Raw genomic sequence first — 18,880 nt, forward strand, 5'->3', positions numbered from 1 at the left:
GAAAACTCGAACAAATGCGCGAATCACAAGCTACGCGGCTTGCCCAGAATTCAGGTCAGGTCAGGGTGGTGTGCCAGACGATCGCGGCGGCCAGTGCGCCCGCGCCGTTGACCGACCAATGCAGCGCGATAGGGGCAAGGAGACTGCCGCTACGGCGGCGCAGCCAGGTGAAGACGACGCCCGCGGCGCCGGTGCCGACGACGGCGAGCAGGACGCCGATGATCTGGCCGGCCGGACCGCCGCCGAAGAAGCCGGTCAGGCCGCGGTTGCTGGTGGTCAGGCCGAGGGAGGACGCGATATGCCAGAGGCCGAAGAGCAGTGAGCCCGCCGCGAAGACGCCGCGGGCGCCGTAGACGCGGTCGAGCGTGCCGTGCAGGACGCCACGGAAGGCCAGCTCTTCCGGAATCGCGGTCTGCAACGGGATGACGATCATCGATGCGATGAGTGCGCCGGAGATGGTGGCGTAGCGGTCGGCAAGGAAGAACGGCCGGGTGATCGGCAGCAGCGCCCCGATCGCGACCACGGCGAGCACCAAGCCGACCGCACCGACCGCATAGAGTGTGCCGCGCCGCCAGTGGCGCGGCGAGAGTCCGAGTTCGGACCAGCCGAGCCCGCGTCGGCGCATGAGCGCGAGCAGGACGACGGCGGCGGCCGGAACGGTGAGGATGCTCGCCCATGCAGTGGTGAAGTGGGCGATCAGATTCGTGCCGGCCAGGACGATCACCACAACGGCCACGTCGAGATAGGCGTGCAGTTTGTGGCGGGGCGGTGCCGCTTCGTCGAGTTCCTGGTGAAGCACCCGGCCCAGTGTAGTTATCTCCGCGACTGTCGCGGCGGGGTTGGCTTCGGGGTTCTGCGTCATCGACATGGTCGTATCGGTTTTCGAGCTACCCGCCGTCAGGGTTGATGCCGCCTCGCCACCCGTGCGGATCCGCCCATGCCTGCAGCGTCCGGGCACTATCGAACCGGCGCGGCCGGCCGCTGACCGGATCGGTGAATTCGAGTGACGAAGCAAGCAATTGCAATGGCCGAGTGAAATCGTCCACAGATTTGTCGGTGAGCACCGGATAGAAGTCATCGCCGAGGATCGGAATGCCGAGCCCGTTCATATGGAGCCGCAGCTGATGGGTGCGTCCGGTCAGTGGCCGCAGCCGATAGCGACCCAATCCGTCGCGCTGCTCGACCAATTCGATCCAAGTCTCCGCATTGGGCTCACCCGCCACCTCCTGTGCGGCGAGCACCTGTTTTTCCTTGATGATCCGGCTGTGCACGGTGCGCGGCAGCGTCAGCTCCGGATCGAAAGGGGCGATGGCCTCGTACTCTTTGCGCACTCTGCGCTTGTGGAACATCGTCTGATAGGCCCCGCGCCGGGCTGGGTTGATTACGAAAAGCACCAGCCCCGCGGTGACGCGGTCGAGCCGGTGCGCGGGAATCAGATCGGGTAGATCGAGTTCGCGACGTAGCCGCACCAACGCTGTTTGCAGGATGTGCTGGCCGCGCGGAATCGTGGCCAGGAAATGCGGCTTGTCCACTACGAGCAGATCGTCGTCGCGGTAGACGATCGGGATATCGAACGGCACCACGGTCTCATCGGGTAGATCGCGATGGAACCAGATCGCACCGCCCGGCACATACGGTGCGTCCGGCGCGATCGGACCGGATAGGTCGACGATTGCGCCCGCGTCCAGCAATTCATCGATCCGCGCGGCGGGAACGCGAGGCAGCCGTGCCACCAGATGATCCCGAATGGTCGCCCAATCGCCCTGCTCCGGTAGGCGGAGCCGGGCCGGATCCAAGCCATGCCGCTTGGGCAACGGCGGCTGCTGCCTCCTTCTCATTACCGACGACCTTAGTCGGCGGCGAATCCCCAGCTCACGGCCGGGCTCAGAATCCGCGCAGCCGATCCGGGGTGATGCGCACCGTGACCGAATAGTCGGCGTGGAACTGCTCCTCGGTCATCGACAGCGAGGCGAGTCCCTCCGAGTATTTCGCGGTGAACTCGGCGACTTCCGCCGGTGTCGGCCCGGCTTCGTCGACCCGTGCGGTGCCGGTGAGAATCACCACATCGCCGCCGCTCGCGGTGCTGTTGAGATGTAGCGACACCCGTGGATTGCGGGCGATATTGCGCAACTTCGGCTTATCGGCCTGGCTGAAGATCAGGAATTCACCGTCGCGCCATTGGAACCACACCGGATTCGGCTGTGGTGTCCCGCTGCCGCCGACGGTCGTCAGCCAAATGACATTCTCGCGTTCCAGGCGGGCGGCGACCCTGGCACCGAATGCGGTGCCGGTGTCGACGACGGGCGTGGCGGAGCGTTCGGATTCGGTGGTTGTCATTGCTGTGCCAACGTCGGCACCAGGCGGGCGATTCCCCGTCGGCGCAGTTGCGCTATGGACGGTTGCGGCTCGGCGGCGCATTCGTCCAGCACCATTCGTCGGGACGTCCGTCGGCGCGGCGGCGACTGCCAACAGTCCCCGGATGATCGGCGAGTAGTCCGCCCGCATCGAATCCGAGCCGCATGCATGTATCGCTGAACTCGGTCGAGGTCACCGTGAGCCGGTAATCCTCGGCGCGCCAGGCCTTCAGCATCAATCCGTCGAGACCTCTACCCATGCAAGTTAGGTTAGCCTAAACACTCTGTTCAACGTAAGGTAAGCCTATGCTAAGCTGACGGTAAGAAGTTAGGTCACCCTGGGTGCCGCCCCGGATTATCGCCGAACTCGCCGCTTCGGTCGACGAGGCGGGGTGACCACCGCCATCGGCGACACCTTCGGCGGCGGGGTCGAAAGCTGGAGCCGACCGGCAACCACAAGCACGCCGCGATGGGCGTGTCCAGCCCCAGCTCGGACGCGCTGGCCACATTGGGCGCGGCATGGAAGCGGCATGGAAGCAGTCGCAATGAGGGGCGACTGCTTCCATGGCGCGGGCCCGATGCGGGCGATGTGATGACAATGGGCCGAAAGGCGTTGCGATGACTGTGGATCGGAGTCGTCCGGCCGAATCGAGGATGTGCTCGCGCTCGGCCCGCTACAGGAGGGGCTGTTCTCGTTGGCGCAGTTGGCCGGCGACGGAGTCGATATGTACACGATGCAGTTCGTCATCGATATCGACGTGCCGATGCTGCGCCGCAGCGTAGAGGCGATCTTGGAGCGGCAGGCCGATTTGCGGGCCGCGTTCTGGAACTCGCATGCGATCCATCCTGGTCAAATCCCGGGTCCCGCTGGCTGCCCGGATGTCGGTGAATCTGGTTCGCGCGCTCGCCGGGCTCGCCGGAGTGCTGGTGATCGGCACGGCCTTCGGGTTCCGATTCCACAGTTGGGCAGCGGCTCTCGTCTTCATCCCACTGCCCCCTGGCCTTCGCAGTGGCGCTGGTGATCGCATCCAGCCCTTCGGTCAGCGGCTACCGCAAGGCCGCCGAGAGCTGAGAAGTCCACTGAATGGGCCCTTTAGTTGATAGTTGCATCAGCTAACTATATAGTTTCCTGAGGTAACAATCTGCAAGGGGCTGCTGTGACGATTCCATCCGCCGATCTCGATCTGGGTGATGTTCAAACCATTCGCCGGCGCCTGCGCTACGACCGGGATCACCCGCACTACAAGTGGATCGTCCTGACCAACACCACCCTCGGTGTGCTGCTCAGCGCGGTCAACGCCTCGATCGTGCTGATCTCGCTGCCCGCGATCTTCCGAGGTATCGGACTGAATCCGCTGGAAGCGGGCAATGTCGGCTACCTGCTGTGGATGCTGATGGGCTATCTGCTCGTCACCGCGGTGCTCGTGGTGATGTTCGGGCGGCTCGGCGATATCTTCGGCCGCGTCAAGATCTACAACCTCGGGTTCGCGGTGTTCGCGGTGACCTCGATCGCGCTGTCCTTCGATCCGTTCCAGGGCGGTTCGGGCGCGATGTGGATCATCGTCTGGCGCGTGTTGCAGGGCATCGGCGGCGCCATGCTGACGGCCAATTCGACGGCCATCCTGACCGACGCCTTCCCGGCCAAACAGCGTGGTACCGCACTCGGCATCAATATGGTCGCCGCGGTCGCGGGATCGTTTCTCGGCCTGATCATCGGTGGCGTGCTGTCCGAATGGGACTGGCGCGCGGTGTTCTGGGTCAGCGTGCCGATCGCCGTCATCGGCTCGATCTGGTCCTACCGCTCGTTGCACGAGGTGGGCACGCGCACCAAGGGCAAGATCGACTGGGCGGGCACCATTGCTTTCGGTCTCGGCCTCACCGCTCTGCTCACCGGCATCACCTACGGCATTCAGCCCTACGGCGGCCACCCCACCGGCTGGTCCAACCCCTGGGTGCTCGGCGCGGTACTCGGCGGCGTCGCCCTGCTCGCGGTGTTCTGCGTGGTGGAAACCAAGGTCGCCGAACCGATGTTCCAGCTGTCGCTGTTCCGCAATCGCGCCTTCGGTCTCGGCAATTTCGCCAATCTGATGGTTTCGATCGGCCGCGGCGGCATGCAGTTCATGCTGATCATCTGGCTGCAGGGCATCTGGCTGCCGCTGCACGGCTACGACTACGAATCGACGCCGCTGTGGGCCGGCATCTATCTGTTGCCGCTGACCGTGGGATTCCTTGCCGCCGGACCGGTTTCGGGTTGGCTGTCGGACCGCTACGGATCGCGCCGGTTCACCACCGGTGGCGCCACGCTGGCCGGGCTCACCTTCCTGCTGCTGCTGGTCATCCCGGTCGACTTCAACTATTGGGTGTTCGCCGCGATCGTGCTGCTCAACGGCATCGGCTGCGGATTGTTCTTCTCGCCGAATACCGCCGCCATCATGTCGAGTGTGCCCGCGTCCCAGCGCGGCGCGGCCTCCGGTATGCGCGGCACCCTGTTCAACGGCGGCAATGCGCTGTCGATGGGAATCTTCTTCTCGCTCATGGTCGTCGGCCTGGCCGCCAGCCTGCCCTCGGCACTCGACAGCGGTCTGCGCGCCCAGGGCGTATCCGCGGGCGCCGCATCCCAACTCGCCGACCTGCCGCCCGTCGCGAGCATGTTCGCCGCCTTCCTCGGTTACAACCCGATCCAGGAATTGCTCGGCCCCAGCGGCGAATTGGCCAAGCCGGGCGTTAATGCCGACACCCTCACCGGTCAGGAGTTCTTCCCGCATCTGCTCACCGGACCGTTCCATTCGGGTCTGATCGTGGTGTTCGTCGCGGCCGCCCTGATGATGTTCCTGGCCGCCGCGGCCTCGTACTTCGCGGGCGACAGGTACGTCGAGGAGGAACCGGCCGAACTCGCCGAGGCCGACGAACTCGTCGCGGCACGCTGAGTCACCGTTGCTGCGTGATGCGCCCGGACTGATGAACTCGGGTACCTGCTGGACCTGGGCGCGGCATGGTCTCGAATCTCCGGTGGCCGAACCTATTTCGCCGCGTTGGCGAAGGCTGGCTCCAGTTTGTGCAGCAGGTAGGGCGCCGACAGTGCGGTCGGCTGGTTGACGGCGCTGATCTCCTGCACCGTCAGGAAGACCACCGCACCCTTGCGCACCGCAGGCAGATCGGCGTATCCGGGGAGCTGCCGGTACTTGTCGTCCATACCGGGGGAGTAGCCCGCGAGTAGCAGATCGGCGGTGAGTTCGTCGACCCGCTCCGGCGACAGCGCGAGCCGGCCTTGATTCGACGGCTGATCGGTGAGATTCTTCGGGATGGTCAGTCCGAGCCGGGTGAAGATTTTGCTCGACCCGTCGTTCGGATCGGTCAGCACCATCAGCTGTGCCGGGCTGGCCAACCAGGTGCTCGCGAAGGTCTTGCCTTTCAGTCCCGGATTGGCCTGGCCGATGGACTCCACCTTCTTGTCCACATCGGCGATCACGCGCGTCGCGTCGTCTTCTCGGTGCAGTACCTTGCCGAGCGTGGTCACGAGGTCCTGCCAGGGTTGGATCGATGCGGAGGTGAGTGCGGGCAGGGTGGGGGCGACCTTCGACAACTCGTCATAGGTCTTCTGGTCGGCCAGCAATCCGTCCACCAGAATCAGATCCGGCTCCAGCGCCGCGACCTGCTCGGCGATATTGCCCGTGGTATTCAATGCCTTGGCCGATTCGAGCGACTTCGGCTCCCACACCGGGGTGCTGTTGGATACCGAGGCGACATTGTCGACATAGCCGACCGGGGTCACGCCGAGCGCCAGCGTCGAATCCAGCCACTGATTCCCCAGCGTGACAACCTTTTTCGGGGTGCGCAGGACCGTTGTCGTGCCGCGCGCGTGCGCGATGGTGACGGGCGCGCCACCATCGGATCCCGCGTCCTTGCTCGACGACCCACAGGCAGCGATACCCAGGGTCAGCGCACCGGCCAGCACGGCAACCGCCGCCTGCTTCCAGCCCCGAGACGTTCGAACAGACTTCATGTCAGCCTCTCCTTCCTCGAGGAATTCCCCGACTCGGCTCCCTTTGATCCGCAAAAAAATAGGTCAGCCTAACCTGCATTGATCGCCGCGCCGGCTCGGCTTTTCGCTTGCTGTCACGTCATCTGTTGTTAACCTATTGAACGTGCCGCTATGTAGCGGTACGTTGAATGGTGTCAATAAATGATCCTCTCGTCCGGGAGGCATCGACGTCGAATCCGTGAGCACGCGGGTCTTCGCACGACTGACGCATACCGAATTGAGGTTAGTTCCGATGAATCACAAGAGTTCCGCCGGACGCGTCCGGCCCATGATTGCCCGTATCGCCATCACCTCCGCACTGGCCCTGGCCCCGATCGCCGCGGTAGCGGGCCCGGCCCTCGCCGATACGACCGATGCCCAGGGCCCGGCCATCGTGCTGGTGGATCAGGCCGACGACATCCACGGCCATGGCGGCCGGGGTCACGGCGGCTGGGGCCATGGTGGTTGGGGGCATGGTGGCTGGGGGCACCGTGGCGGCTGGGATGGCTGGGGCGGCTGGGACCACCGTGGCGGGCCTGGTTACCCCGGCGGTTGGTTCGGCTACCCGAGCTGGCCCGGCTATTTCCCCATGCCCTCCACCGGCAGCGCCTTCTGACCCCAGTCGCACAGCTGCGCAACCGTCTTCGCTCACAAGCGTAAAGAAAGCCCGGCTCGGCATCCGGGCTTCTTTCGCGTCACGAACAGTTACGCGGATTCGGTTCGACGACTACGCCGACTTCAGCGGTGTAATGGCGGCCAGCACGCTGGCGAGCCGGATGCGTTCGACCTCGATGTCGTACCGGTCCTGGAGATTGAGCCAGAAGCGCTCGCTGGTGCCGAAGTATCGCGCCAGTCGCAATGCTGTGTCGGGGGTGATGCGCCGCTTGCCGTGCACGATCTCGTTGATCCGGCGCGGCGGCACATTGAGCGCGGCTGCCAGGCCGTTCTGGGAAATCCCCAGCGGCACAAGGTATTCCTCGTTGAGGATCTCGCCCGGGTGAATCAGGTCCATCACCGTTGCCATATCGCCGTCCTCCTAGTGATAGTCAACGATCTCGACGTCGCGCGGCCCCGCATCGGTCCACCTGAAGCAGACTCGCCACTGGTGGTTGATGCGAATGCTGTGCTGGCCCTCCCTGTCGCCGGTCAGCTTCTCTAGGCGGTTTCCTGGTGGCACACGCCGATCGTTGAGATGATCGGCGGCGTCGAGGATCAGCAGCTTTCGGTAGGCGGACCGTTGTAGCTCGAGGCTCAATCGTCGGCAGCGTTGCCGGTTCCACACGTCTTCGGCGTCCTTGCCGGTGAACGTTAGGATCACATCGTCCAGATATAACGCGTCGCGTTATATCTGGCGATGCGGCCGCTGCTGCGCCGATCATCCGACAACACAGAAGCCCGGTATTGTGTCCGGGCTTCCTCGGCGGTGGCTGTCAGAGGGTGATGCGCTGGTTTTCCGGGAGGAAGAGTTTGTCGCCGTCCTTGATGGCGAAGGTGTTGTAGAACTGGGCGATATTGCGGACGATCTGGTTGCAACGGAATTCGTTGGGGGCGTGGACGTCCTGGAGCAGGCTGATGGTGGATTCCTCGGTCTGCTTTTGGCGCCAGCTGCGGGCGTAGGAGAAGAACATCTGCTGGTAGTCGGGGTCGATACCCTCGCGCTTCGCGGCGATGCGATAGGCCTCGACCGCGATTTGCAGGCCGCGCAGATCGGCGAGATTCTCACCGACGGTGAGTGCGCCGTCGACGTGGTATTTGGCATCGAGGCCCTCGGGGACCAGCACATCGAATTGCTCGATCAGTTGTTTGGTCTTGGCCTCGAAGGCGGCCAGGTCCTCGGGTGTCCACCAGTCGCTGCGATTACCGCTGGCGTCGTATTTGCGACCCTGATCGTCGAAGCCGTGGCCGATCTCGTGGCCGATGGTCGCGCCGACCGCACCGTAATTGACCGCGGTGGTCGCGTCCTTGTCGAAGAACGGCGGCTGCAGATACGCGGCGGGGAAGGTGATCTGGTTGCTGGTGCGTGAGTAGTAGGCATTGACGGTCTGCGGCGACATACCCCATTCGGACTTGTCGACCGGAGTGCCGAGCCGATTGAACGCCTTCGTGGACTCGAAAGTGTTGACGGCGCGCAGGGATTCGACCAGCTTGCCCCGGGTGATGGTCAGTGCGGAATAGTCGTCCCATTTATCCGGATACCCGATTCTGGCTTCGATCTTGTCCAGCTTGACGATCGAGGCATCCCTGGTCGGCTGGGACATCCAGGTCGAATTGGTGAAGTTCTCCCGATAGGCGGCCATCAGATCGGCCACCATCACGTTGGCCCGTTCCTTGGCCGCCGGCGGAAAGTGCTTCTCGACATACAGTTTGCCGAGTTGGTCGCCGAGATTGTCATTGACGACGCCGACGCCGGACTTCCAGGTCTCCGGCCGCTCCTCCAACCCGCTGAGCACCTTGCCGACGAATTCGAACCGCGCGTCGCGGATTACCTTGGGCAGGAATCGGGCGAACTCCGCGACCACGTTGACCCGTAGGTACTCCCGCCACATCGCGATATCGGTATCGGCCCAGAGCTGCGCGGCTGCCGTCACGAACGACGGCTGCGCGACCACCATCTTGTCGAACAGCGAGCGCGGCCGATCGGTATTGCCCGCCATCCACGCATCCCAATCGAATTGCGGTCCGAGCGCGACCATATCGTGCCAGCTCATCACGTTGTAGGTGGCATCGGCATCGCGATTGCGCACGCTGTCCCAATGTGCCGCCGCGATCTTGGTCTCCAGATCGACCATGCGCTGCGCGATGCCCGCCGGATCGGCGAACCCAGCACCCGCGGACAATTTCTCGAGGTAGGTCTTGTAGCCGCCGAGCTGTTTGGCATATTCCGGCTTGCGGTAGTACTGCTCGCTCAGCGCGATACCGGACTGGCTGATGGTCGGGATATAGGCATTGGAGTCCTTGCGATCAATGCCGATCCCGATGGCGATCAGTCCGGCGATCGGCAGTTCCGCCATCACCTTGGCCAGATCCGTTTTGGTCGCCGCGCCATCGATCTTGGCGAACAGATCGGTCAGCGGTGACAGGCCGAGCGTTTCGAAGGCGGCCTCATCCAGCCGAGCGTCATAGAGATCGCGAATCTGCTGTGCCTCCGAACCCGGCTTCGGATCCTTGATGCCCTCGATGATCTCGCGCAGCTGATCCAGCGTCCGGTCGCTCGCATCGGTGATCGCGCCGACCGCGGCCTTATCCGGTGGCAGCTGGTACTCCCGCAGCCACTTGCCGTTGACGTGTCGGTACAGATCGTCCTGCGGCCGGATCGCCGGGTCCGCGCCGCCCAGATCGACCCCGATGAGCTGCGCCGTCTGCGCATCCTTCGCGCAGGCGGCCAGGGCGACGGCCGCGGGCACCGCCCCGAGCGCGACCAGGAAGGCACGACGGTCCAGCTGACCGGGACGACCGGTTGATGTCACGAGGGAATCCTCTCCCGATGCGGTCCCGCCGCATCCTCGTCAGGCGCGATAGTGCAGGTCCGAGGCTACCTGTCTGCGGCGTTGCCGGCCCGTCGGATCACAGCGAGACGCGCTGGTCCTCGGGGAGGTACAGCTTGTCGCGCGGCTCGACCGCGAACGTGGTGTAGAACTCGTCGATATTTCGAACCACCTGATTGACGCGAAACTCATTGGGTGCGTGCACGTCCATGGTGAGTCGCAATTCCTGCTGTTGCGTTGTCGACTTGTCCCGCCAGATGCGCGCCCAGGACAGGAACATCGTCCGGTGGTCCGAATTGTCCCGGCCATCGCGTTTGTCGGCGATGCCCAGGGCGACCAGGGCGATGCCGAGACCGCGTAGATCGGCGAGATTCTCCCCGACCGTCAGCGCACCGTCGACGTGATTGCTCGGATCCAGACCCGTCGGGACCAGCGCGTTGTACTGCTCGATCAACTGTTTGGTCTTGATTTGGAATGCGGCGCGATCCTCCGGTGTCCACCAGTCGCGCAGATTGCCGTCACCGTCGTAGCGCGAACCCTGATCGTCGAATCCGTGCCCGATCTCGTGCCCGATGACCGCCCCGATCGCGCCGTAATTGACCGCCACCTCGGCGTCGGGGTCGAAGAACGGCGGCTGCAGAATGGCGGCGGGAAAGGAAATCGAGTTGGCACTCGGGTTGTACATGGCGTTCACCAGCTGCGGCGGCATACCCCATTCGGACTTGTCGACCGGGGTACCGAGTCGCGCGAATTGGCGCTCGAGCTCGAAACTCTGGGCAGCGCGGACCGATTCGATCAGTTTGCCGCGAGTGATGGTCAATCCGGAGTAGTCGATCCAGTGGTCTGGATAGCCGATCTTCGTGACGATCTTGTCGAGTTTGGCGATAGCGGCTTGCTTGGTCTGCGGTGACATCCAGGTCGATTCGGTGAAGTCGGCCCGATAGGCGGCCATCAGGTCGGCGACCATGGCCAGCGCCCGCTCCTTGGCCGCGGGCGGAAAGTGTTCGGCCACATAGAGTTTCCCGAGCTGCTGGCTGAGATTCGCATTGAGGGTCGCGATACCTTCCTTCCACGGCTCCTGGCGTTCGCGCAACCCTTGCAATGTCTTGCCGACGAAATCGAATTCGGCGTCGGCGATGGCCTTGGGCAGCAGCGATGCGAAGTGTTTGACCATCGCGACGCGCAGATATTCCCGCCAGACCGCGATATCGACCTCGGCCCAGAGCTGTCCGGCCGCCGTCACGAACGACGGCTGGCCGACCACCACCCGGTCGAACAGCGCGCGTGGTCGGTCGGTGACACCGGCCAGCCAGGGCTCCCAGTCGAATTGCGGTGCGAGCGCGGTCAATTGGGCCCAGCTCAGCGGGTTGTAGGTGGCATCGGGATCGCGCAGGCGCACATCGTCCCAGAAAGCCGCGGCGATCCTGGTCTCCAGGTCGAATACGCGCTGGGCGGTGCCCGTGGGATCGGCGAAGCCCGCTCCGGCGGCGACGTGCTGCAAGTAGGTCCGATAGGCGGAACGCTGCCCGGAATATGCGGGCTTGCGGTAGTACTGCTCATTCATATTGGGATCGATGCCGGACTGGTAAACGGTGCCGACGTATTCGGTGGAATTCTTCGGATCCGGCCCGACAGCCAATGCGATCAGCCCGCCGATCGGCAGTCCGCCCATTACCCGGGCGAGATCCGCCTTATTCGCCGCGCCATCGATCGCGGCGAACAGATCGGCCAGCGGGGTGAGGCCGAGCCGCTCGATCTCGGCCTGATCCAGGCGCGCGTCGTAGAGATCGCGGATCTGCTGTTCGGCGGACCCGGCCCGCGGATCGCGGATGCCCTCGACGATCTCCCGCAACTGCAGTTCGACGCGATCACTGACCTCGTCGAAGGTGGTGAAGGACGGCTTGTCCGGCGGCAGTTGGTACTCGCGCAGCCAGCCACCGTTGACGTATCGGAACAGATCGTCCTGCGGCCGAACCGTCGGGTCCTGGCCTCGCATATCGACCCCGGTGAGCTGCACCGACCGCTCCCGCGAGCAAGAGACGAGCGCGGTGGTGGCCGGAATCACACCCAGTGCGATGAGAAAGGTGCGACGACCGAGCCGGATGGAACGCGCGGACGAACTCAAAGGGACCCCTATTCAGAGAATGATGCGGATGTGCAGTTCATCTGGTGGTCTTGCTGGGTCCCGAGGGTAGTAACGGCACAGCCCGCGAGCACTTAGCCGCGCGGGTTTCACAGCGGAAGTTCAGCCTGTGTCGGCGCGACATCGATTTGGGGCCGACCTGGGCATTCGCCTACACTGATCCGGTTACCTGCGGGAGCTGTGCCCGCAATCCGGCCGCGAACCCCCAGTGGTTGATCCATCCGATCGAGAAAACCGCTGGCAGGCGCGCGTTCGGGTGGTGACACGACCATGCCCGTCGGGTCGGCAATCCGGCGTGCGTATACATCCAGGTCAAGGAGGCTGAAGTGATTCAGCAGGAGTCGCGACTGCGCGTCGCCGACAACACGGGTGCGAAGGAGATCCTCTGCATCCGCGTTCTCGGTGGTTCGTCGCGTCGCTATGCCGGCATCGGTGACATCATCGTCGCCACCGTCAAGGACGCTGTCCCCGGCGGCAATGTCAAGAAGGGCGAGGTCGTCAAGGCCGTCGTCGTGCGCACCGTCAAGGAGCGTCGTCGCCCGGACGGTTCGTACATCAAGTTCGACGAGAACGCGGCCGTGCTGATCAAGGCGGACAACGACCCGCGTGGCACTCGTATCTTCGGCCCGGTCGGCCGCGAGCTGCGCGAGAAGAAGTTCATGAAGATCGTTTCGCTGGCCCCGGAGGTGCTCTGACATGAAGGTGCACAAGGGCGACACCGTGCTCGTCATCTCGGGTAAGGACAAGGGTGCCAAGGGCAAGGTCATCCAGGCCTACCCGAAGGAGAACCGGGTCCTGGTCGAGGGCGTGAACCGGATCAAGAAGCACGTTGCCAACTCCACCAACCAGCGTGGTGCCTCGTCGGGCGGCATCGTGACCCAGGAAGCTCCGATCCACGTATCCAACGTGATGGTCGTCGACTCCGACGGCAAGCCGACCCGTATCGGCTACCGGACGGACGAGGAGAGCGGCAAGCGGGTCCGGATCTCCCGTAAGAACGGGAAGGACATCTGACATGACCACTTCTGAGCAGACTCAGCCGCGCTTGAAGGCGCGCTACCGTGCCGAGATCAAGGACGCGCTGAACAGCGAGTTCGATTACGCCAACGTGATGCAGATTCCGGGCGTGGTCAAGGTCGTCGTGAACATGGGTGTCGGTGACGCCGCGCGCGACGCCAAGCTCATCAACGGCGCGGTCCGGGATCTGGAACTGATCACCGGTCAGAAGCCCGAGATCCGCAAGGCCACCAAGTCGATCGCGCAGTTCAAGCTGCGTGAGGGCATGCCGATCGGCGCGAAGGTCACCCTGCGCGGTGACCGCATGTGGGAGTTCCTGGACCGCCTGGTCTCCATCGCGCTGCCCCGTATCCGCGACTTCCGCGGTCTGTCGCCGAAGCAGTTCGACGGCAATGGCAACTACACGTTCGGCCTGGGTGAGCAGTCGATGTTCCACGAGATCGACGTGGATTCCATCGACCGTCCGCGTGGTATGGATATCACCGTGGTGACCACCGCGACCAATAACGAAGAAGGCCGTGCCCTGCTCAAGCACCTCGGCTTCCCGTTCAAGGAGAACTGAGCACATGGCTAAGAAAGCACTGGTCAACAAGGCCAACAGCAAGCCGAAGTTCGCCGTTCGCGCCTACACCCGCTGCCAGCGCTGCGGCCGCCCGCACGCGGTGTACCGCAAGTTCGGTCTGTGCCGCGTGTGCCTGCGCGAAATGGCGCACCGCGGCGAGCTCCCGGGCGTGCACAAGAGCTCCTGGTGAGTCGGCGCTCCTCGTGAGCGCACCCGCACGAAACTGAACAAGGGCACGGTCTCTGGTAGAGGCCGTGCCCTTGCCTGTTTCAGCTGCCTCGAAGCTCGGACCTTACGTCATTAGTGGTTGGAGTCAGTATCTGTCGGGGGTACATAGCGCGCCGACTTCCGCTCGCCCACCAGTGTCAGCTTGCCGGCGCGGGACATTCGACGTAATAGCGTGCTTGCTTGCTGGGGCGTGATCATGCAGAGTTCCGATGCCTGTGCTCGGGTGATGGAGCCGAACGACTCAACATATTGCAGCACCATGCGTTCCTGCTGTATGGCGTCTGTGCCACGTACCCGGACATAGGCAGGCGACTTGTCCATCGCTCGGAAGACCGCGGCCGATAGGTGATAGGAGCGGCCCCTGCCGGCTCCGCGCTGTTCGATCAGACCTTCCTCGACCATCCGGCCGAGGCCTGTCCGGATCTCGCCGATGGTCCGATGCAATTGCTCTGCGATGTCGCCGGTCGAAAGGCTGGTCTGCGCCCGCAACTCATGCAGTACCTGCAGGTCGAATAGGCGCATCGGCCGACCAGCCTTTTGCTCTTGCTGGAGTACGAAGCGAGCCAAGGGAATATCCGCGCGGCCAAGGGGGACGACCGTACGGACCATCCGGTCGGTGGACTGACTGTAATCAGGCGTATCGCGACCCAGGCGCAGCATTGCTGCATACATCAGACTGATCCCACGACCGCTGCGTTCGACCATCCCGGCGCGGCGGAACGCATCTGCAAGGATCGGGCTACGCGGTTGTGACACAGTCAGCAGGTTGTTCAGGCGGACGCCGGGTGGAAAACCGCCAGGACTCGTCACCTCGAAGCTATCGTCGTTGATCGCGACGCGTATTGGTCCGAGGGCGGTGTAGTCGCGGTGCACCAGCGCGTTGGCTATGGATTCGCGTACCACGGTGGGCGGAACACTTGGGATTGCCACTCGGAGCATGCCGAATTCCAGCTCTTCCTCCCGGTTCCAGCTGGACACGCGTTGGTATAGATCCTCTGCGGCCGCGAGCAGCGGCGCGCGGGTGAAGCTGTTCACTTCGACCGACATGCCGTCGAACAGTTGGAAGGCGGCTTCGTGATTGGGAATGTGAAGCGCGATCGCATCCGGTGTGCCGAATAGGAGCACCGCGCCGAGAGTGGGTCGATCGACGCCGTCGTCGGCGGTCCGCACGACACCCAGCGCTCGGCAGATGTCGAGGTCGGACATGTCGGGGATAACCGGATCGGAGCCAGCGGCGCGCGCCATCCTTCGAAAGCGCGTGAACTCGGACGGGGCGAGATCTGACATTGCCGCGCCTCGTGCGGGTAGTGCGGCGAAATCCAGTGCACCCCTGTCTATTTCATGGGCGAGCATCTCGTAAGCAGGAAATGGCAGACACTGTGGAGTGCCGTCCAGCTTCAAGGATCGGCGCACGTACATTCCGCTTCGTGTGCCTACCACCCGCGGCGACTTGGGTACTTCGACTGCGATGATGGCATGTCCATCGAGGTCTACGATGGTCGTCCGGGTCTGCAACAGTGGAACAGTTCGGCCAGCGATCAGGGCATCGATGCGACGAGGGTCTGTCGTCTCGCCGTGGCGCGGTGCGGTGCCGGTTGCGCGGCCGTCGTCCTCGACACCGATGAGCAAGACCCCACCGTCCCCGTTTGCCATACACACGACCGTCTCGACCAGCTCGGTATCGTTGAACTTGCCGCTGGCGCCGCGTTTGAACTCGGTGGTGAGACTCTCGCCTCCTGTGATCAGTCCACGTACGGTTTCGGCGTCCATATGCATAGCTTATACATAATATTTGCACATAATGGCAATCAAGTATCGTTAGTCGTATATTTATGCATAACGCTCTGCGCGGTGACCGCATGTGGGAGTTCCTGGACCGCCTGGTCTCCATCGCGCTGCCCCGTATCCGCGACTTCCGCGGTCTGTCGCCGAAGCAGTTCGACGGCAATGGCAACTACACGTTCGGCCTGGGTGAGCAGTCGATGTTCCACGAGATCGACGTGGATTCCATCGACCGTCCGCGTGGTATGGATATCACCGTGGTGACCACCGCGACCAATAACGAAGAAGGCCGTGCCCTGCTCAAGCACCTCGGCTTCCCGTTCAAGGAGAACTGAGCACATGGCTAAGAAAGCACTGGTCAACAAGGCCAACAGCAAGCCGAAGTTCGCCGTTCGCGCCTACACCCGCTGCCAGCGCTGCGGCCGCCCGCACGCGGTGTACCGCAAGTTCGGTCTGTGCCGCGTGTGCCTGCGCGAAATGGCGCACCGCGGCGAGCTCCCGGGCGTGCACAAGAGCTCCTGGTGAGTCGGCGCTCCTCGTGAGCGCACCCGCACGAAACTGAACAGAACAAGGGCACGGTCTCTGGTAGAGGCCGTGCCCTTGCCTGTTTCAGCTGCCGCTGGATAGTCGAACAACAGTCCCGCGAAGCCCACCAAAACGACCGGACGTTTCATCACCAGCAGCGGTGTACACTACGGTGCGGGAGTTAGAGGGGGCGTCCAATGCCTGTGCATAGCAACAAGTTCCGGCGTAGTTCGGTCGACGGGCAATCGGTAGTTCGAACCAACACCAGTGCTGCCAGGGGCTGGAACTGACGTGGATGACTTCACGGTTGACTTGCCCAGTCTCGCCGGATTCCGGTTGGACCTGCAGGACCTCGGTACGAACTTTTCCTCGAATGCCTCACAGCTGCTGTCGACTGTGTCGCTGCCGGGAGGATCCGCAGGGCTCCTGGCCACCCTGGCTTCGTCGTTGGAGAAGTTTCAGAATGCGATATCCGCAGCGTATCAACTCGACGTGACTGCCGTCGGTACCCTCGACACGAATCTGGCCGCCGCAGTAACCAAGTATCGGGCGACCGACGAGACGAGCGCGAACGCGCTGTCTGCGGTGTCGGCAAGCGGTCCATCAGATCTGGCCCTATCTTCTTCTGCAGGTGTCGTCCGATTCGGCGGCTTGCAGCTGCCTACCCTGCCGGAGGTGCAGGAAGCCCAGTACACGGTCCGCCAGGTGGTGAACGCGGGGATCGAGTCGATCGCTCAGTTCGATGAATCGTTGAGCCGGGTGATCGGTCAAACCTGCAGCCGACTACCTGTTCCCGCTGGTGGCGGACTGGGAGGCGCTGCAAGCCATCGGCAAGCGGATTGGTCTGCTCGGAATCAACGATTATGTGTCCTCCGAGAATCTCACCGCCGGAACCAGGTGGCTGCAAAATCTCTGGACAGGTGACGCTGCACAGTCCTTCGGCGCGAGCATGAGCAGCCTCGGACAATCCATCGCCGTGCGCAGCTCCGATCTGGAATTGGTGTCGAAAATCGTCGAGAACGGTGCGGCCTGCCTCGAGCGGTTGGCGTACAACCAGGCGATGGCCCTTAGCGGCGGACTCACACAGCCGATGAATTTTCTCAACTTCACCCTCCCGCTCGGAGCATGGGCACAACTGATCAACCGCCCTATGCAGGAATCCATGAAGTCTCAGATCGTCTCGGCGGTCGATGCGCTGAAGAAATCAGCAGAGTCCAGGCAGGCTGCCATGGCGACAATCATCGAACGTATTTCCGAGGCGTTGGACTACACGCCCGGGCGAACGGTCCCGTCTTTCGACACTAGTGAATTCGAGGTTCCGGACAAGGTGATCGTCGATTTGGGTGTCACACGGTATGGATTCGGCAACAATGTCTGGTGGGGAGAACAGCATTGCATCCGCCACCTGATCAGCCGTTCCCGTCGAGTCGTACGCAGTACGGGACGGAGCGGGGCATCATAGATAAATCGACAGCAGTCGCCAACAGTACGGAGGCCGCGAGCGTCCAGGCCTACTTCGATGTCGAGGGATTCACTTTTGCATCTGATATATTCGGGGCATATTTGGGCAACAATAGTGCCGACTTCGAGTATGTGATCAGTACCAAGGATGTCGAGCAGGTTGTAAAGACGCAGGCCGTCCGAGACAAAACGCAAAGTCAGCTGGATTTCATCAAGGGAGAAGCAAAGCGAAACGCGGATCGAGTCGGAGTGCCGCAGGAGATCACATCCAATTGGGAATGGGTCAATGTGACCGATAACTCGGATGTGACACTGGCGATCGGAAAGTTCTCGGTGGCGGTCGGAAGCGACGCTACAGTGCTGAAATCCAGCGAGGGACAGGGCCTTCGAGCGAACATCCGGTACCGGATCTATATCTATGACTATTACGATTTCGCCGACGGCGTCGAGTTGACTGGGGATCTCGAGAGGATGTTCAAGACGAGCATCAGTGACGATATGAGACAATTGGAGAAGGCTGGTTGGGCGCGCGGCTTCAGGGTTCGTGGTAACACTCAATTCCTGGGGGACTATCAGTGGTCGGGAGAGTTTTGATGACAGCGACTCGAAACCAGGCTCGGATGCGGATGGTCTCTGCTGGAGCGTTAGCAAGCGTGCTGCTGCTCCCCGGCTGTGGCATGTCGGACTCTGGGGCGTTGACAGAAGTTGGCAAATGCGGAAATATGCATTTTCCGGACAGCGCCGAGGTTGTCGCGCACAAAGACGACGTTCTTTTCGGAGGAGATCGAATGATAGAGGTTGTCGTCGACCTCCCGCGCAACAAGCTTGAATCCTTCAAGACCCTGTCCCATCTCGGCCAATTCAAGCCAGGGGTTCCGGACTATTGGAGAAAGCAATACTGGCAGGATAGCGCAGCTGGTGCACTGCAGTCGGATGCCGGAAATGAATACTTCGAAGAATCGGATGAAAATGGAGGACGATGGGTGGTGGTTCACGATCTCGCCGCCGACAAGACTCGAATTTTCGCCCGCGGATTATGTTGACCTCGACTCGGTGTGGAGTTTTCGCGCCCGACTCCGCAATTCGAGGCTCGTCAGCCCTGGCCTTTGTTCAGTGCTCTCCTGATCAGCGTGCGCGCGGAATCGCCGATGATTGCCGTTTCGCCAGCAATACGAAAGATTTGCACACGCTCCTCCGTCAGACGCCTACTGATCAAGCACCGGTACCCGCCGGACAAGCAGCCCGAGGCATTCGGTTGGTCATCGACCAGATGGAAGCCCTGGCCCCGCACTATGTCGAGGA

General features: G+C 62.9%; 20 protein-coding genes and 2 pseudogenes. 12 read left to right on the top strand and 10 right to left on the bottom strand.

The window, feature by feature from the left end; translation table 11 throughout:
- Positions 1-55: 55 nt before the first annotated feature.
- Genes AB0J29_RS06240 through AB0J29_RS06255 form a run of 4 tightly spaced genes read right to left on the bottom strand, consistent with a single transcriptional unit; the run spans position 56 to position 2,614 of the window.
- Complete coding sequence (locus tag AB0J29_RS06240) at positions 56-862, bottom strand: type II CAAX endopeptidase family protein (protein ID WP_364780130.1); 807 nt, start codon at positions 860-862, stop codon at positions 56-58.
- Positions 863-887: 25 nt separating this feature from the next.
- A complete protein-coding gene (locus AB0J29_RS06245; protein WP_364780133.1) occupies positions 888-1,838 on the bottom strand; it encodes an RluA family pseudouridine synthase in 951 nt (316 codons plus the stop codon).
- A gap of 46 nt (positions 1,839-1,884) precedes the next feature.
- Positions 1,885-2,337, bottom strand: coding sequence for a TIGR03667 family PPOX class F420-dependent oxidoreductase (locus AB0J29_RS06250; protein ID WP_364780136.1), 453 nt, complete (start codon positions 2,335-2,337; stop codon positions 1,885-1,887).
- A gap of 52 nt (positions 2,338-2,389) precedes the next feature.
- Entirely contained in the window at positions 2,390-2,614 is a 225-nt protein-coding gene (locus AB0J29_RS06255; protein ID WP_364780140.1) for a hypothetical protein, read from the bottom strand.
- Between the two features lie 387 nt (positions 2,615-3,001).
- Between AB0J29_RS06255 and AB0J29_RS06260 the strand changes: the two are divergent.
- Both AB0J29_RS06260 and AB0J29_RS06265 read left to right on the top strand, forming a co-directional pair.
- Positions 3,002-3,184, top strand: a pseudogene (locus AB0J29_RS06260) (hypothetical protein); the annotation flags it as partial.
- A gap of 327 nt (positions 3,185-3,511) precedes the next feature.
- Positions 3,512-5,281: an MFS transporter gene (locus AB0J29_RS06265; RefSeq protein ID WP_364780143.1), complete on the top strand. Its 1,770-nt coding sequence runs from the start codon at positions 3,512-3,514 to the stop codon at positions 5,279-5,281.
- Positions 5,282-5,373: 92 nt separating this feature from the next.
- On the opposite strand, the gene AB0J29_RS06270 is transcribed toward AB0J29_RS06265, so the two are convergent.
- Positions 5,374-6,357: an ABC transporter substrate-binding protein gene (locus AB0J29_RS06270; protein WP_364780146.1), complete on the bottom strand. Its 984-nt coding sequence runs from the start codon at positions 6,355-6,357 to the stop codon at positions 5,374-5,376.
- 271 nt (positions 6,358-6,628) lie between these two features.
- Between AB0J29_RS06270 and AB0J29_RS06275 the strand changes: the two genes are divergently transcribed.
- Complete coding sequence (locus AB0J29_RS06275) at positions 6,629-6,991, top strand: hypothetical protein (protein ID WP_364780149.1); 363 nt, start codon at positions 6,629-6,631, stop codon at positions 6,989-6,991.
- Positions 6,992-7,102: 111 nt separating this feature from the next.
- Here the strand turns inward: AB0J29_RS06275 and AB0J29_RS06280 are convergent, their stop codons facing one another.
- The 4 genes from AB0J29_RS06280 to AB0J29_RS06295 form a co-directional block, all read right to left on the bottom strand.
- Entirely contained in the window at positions 7,103-7,399 is a 297-nt protein-coding gene (locus AB0J29_RS06280; RefSeq protein WP_364780153.1) for a HigA family addiction module antitoxin, read from the bottom strand.
- 12 nt (positions 7,400-7,411) lie between these two features.
- Positions 7,412-7,693, bottom strand: a complete 282-nt coding sequence (locus tag AB0J29_RS06285; RefSeq protein ID WP_364780156.1) for a type II toxin-antitoxin system RelE/ParE family toxin — start codon at positions 7,691-7,693, stop codon at positions 7,412-7,414.
- Between the two features lie 112 nt (positions 7,694-7,805).
- Entirely contained in the window at positions 7,806-9,842 is a 2,037-nt protein-coding gene (locus AB0J29_RS06290) for a M13 family metallopeptidase (protein WP_364780159.1), read from the bottom strand.
- 97 nt (positions 9,843-9,939) lie between these two features.
- Positions 9,940-11,985: a M13 family metallopeptidase gene (locus AB0J29_RS06295; RefSeq protein ID WP_364780162.1), complete on the bottom strand. Its 2,046-nt coding sequence runs from the start codon at positions 11,983-11,985 to the stop codon at positions 9,940-9,942.
- 344 nt (positions 11,986-12,329) lie between these two features.
- Between AB0J29_RS06295 and rplN the strand changes: the two genes are divergently transcribed.
- The 4 genes from rplN to AB0J29_RS06315 are packed head-to-tail and all read left to right on the top strand — an operon-like array spanning position 12,330 to position 13,772.
- Entirely contained in the window at positions 12,330-12,698 is a 369-nt protein-coding gene (gene rplN / locus AB0J29_RS06300; RefSeq protein ID WP_040686591.1) for a 50S ribosomal protein L14, read from the top strand.
- A 1-nt stretch (position 12,699) separates the two neighbouring features.
- A complete protein-coding gene (gene rplX / locus AB0J29_RS06305; RefSeq protein WP_364780165.1) occupies positions 12,700-13,017 on the top strand; it encodes a 50S ribosomal protein L24 in 318 nt (105 codons plus the stop codon).
- 1 nt (position 13,018) lies between these two features.
- Positions 13,019-13,582 (top strand): 50S ribosomal protein L5, encoded by a 564-nt coding sequence (rplE, locus tag AB0J29_RS06310; RefSeq protein ID WP_364780168.1) that lies wholly within the window; start codon positions 13,019-13,021, stop codon positions 13,580-13,582.
- 4 nt (positions 13,583-13,586) lie between these two features.
- Positions 13,587-13,772 carry a type Z 30S ribosomal protein S14 gene (locus AB0J29_RS06315; RefSeq protein WP_062983162.1) on the top strand — a complete coding sequence of 62 codons (186 nt, stop codon included), beginning with the start codon at positions 13,587-13,589 and terminating at the stop codon, positions 13,770-13,772.
- A 110-nt stretch (positions 13,773-13,882) separates the two neighbouring features.
- Here AB0J29_RS06315 and AB0J29_RS06320 read toward each other — a convergent pair whose 3' ends face one another.
- On the bottom strand, positions 13,883-15,580 hold the full coding sequence (locus tag AB0J29_RS06320; RefSeq protein ID WP_364780171.1) for a crosslink repair DNA glycosylase YcaQ family protein: 1,698 nt from the start codon (positions 15,578-15,580) through the stop codon (positions 13,883-13,885).
- A 74-nt stretch (positions 15,581-15,654) separates the two neighbouring features.
- On the opposite strand from AB0J29_RS06320, the pseudogene AB0J29_RS06325 reads away from it, so the two are divergent.
- From AB0J29_RS06325 to AB0J29_RS06345, 5 genes and pseudogenes are all read left to right on the top strand, one after another.
- Positions 15,655-15,927, top strand: a pseudogene (locus AB0J29_RS06325) (50S ribosomal protein L5); the annotation flags it as partial.
- Between the two features lie 4 nt (positions 15,928-15,931).
- A complete protein-coding gene (locus AB0J29_RS06330; protein WP_062983162.1) occupies positions 15,932-16,117 on the top strand; it encodes a type Z 30S ribosomal protein S14 in 186 nt (61 codons plus the stop codon).
- A gap of 799 nt (positions 16,118-16,916) precedes the next feature.
- Positions 16,917-17,579 carry a hypothetical protein gene (locus AB0J29_RS06335; protein WP_364780174.1) on the top strand — a complete coding sequence of 221 codons (663 nt, stop codon included), beginning with the start codon at positions 16,917-16,919 and terminating at the stop codon, positions 17,577-17,579.
- Positions 17,580-17,710: 131 nt separating this feature from the next.
- Positions 17,711-18,172, top strand: a complete 462-nt coding sequence (locus AB0J29_RS06340) for a hypothetical protein (protein ID WP_364780177.1) — start codon at positions 17,711-17,713, stop codon at positions 18,170-18,172.
- Between the two features lie 59 nt (positions 18,173-18,231).
- On the top strand, positions 18,232-18,621 hold the full coding sequence (locus AB0J29_RS06345) for a hypothetical protein (RefSeq protein ID WP_364780180.1): 390 nt from the start codon (positions 18,232-18,234) through the stop codon (positions 18,619-18,621).
- Positions 18,622-18,880: the final 259 nt, after the last annotated feature.

Source organism: Nocardia sp. NPDC049707, from assembly GCF_040674855.1.
In the GTDB taxonomy this organism is placed as follows: domain Bacteria; phylum Actinomycetota; class Actinomycetes; order Mycobacteriales; family Mycobacteriaceae; genus Nocardia.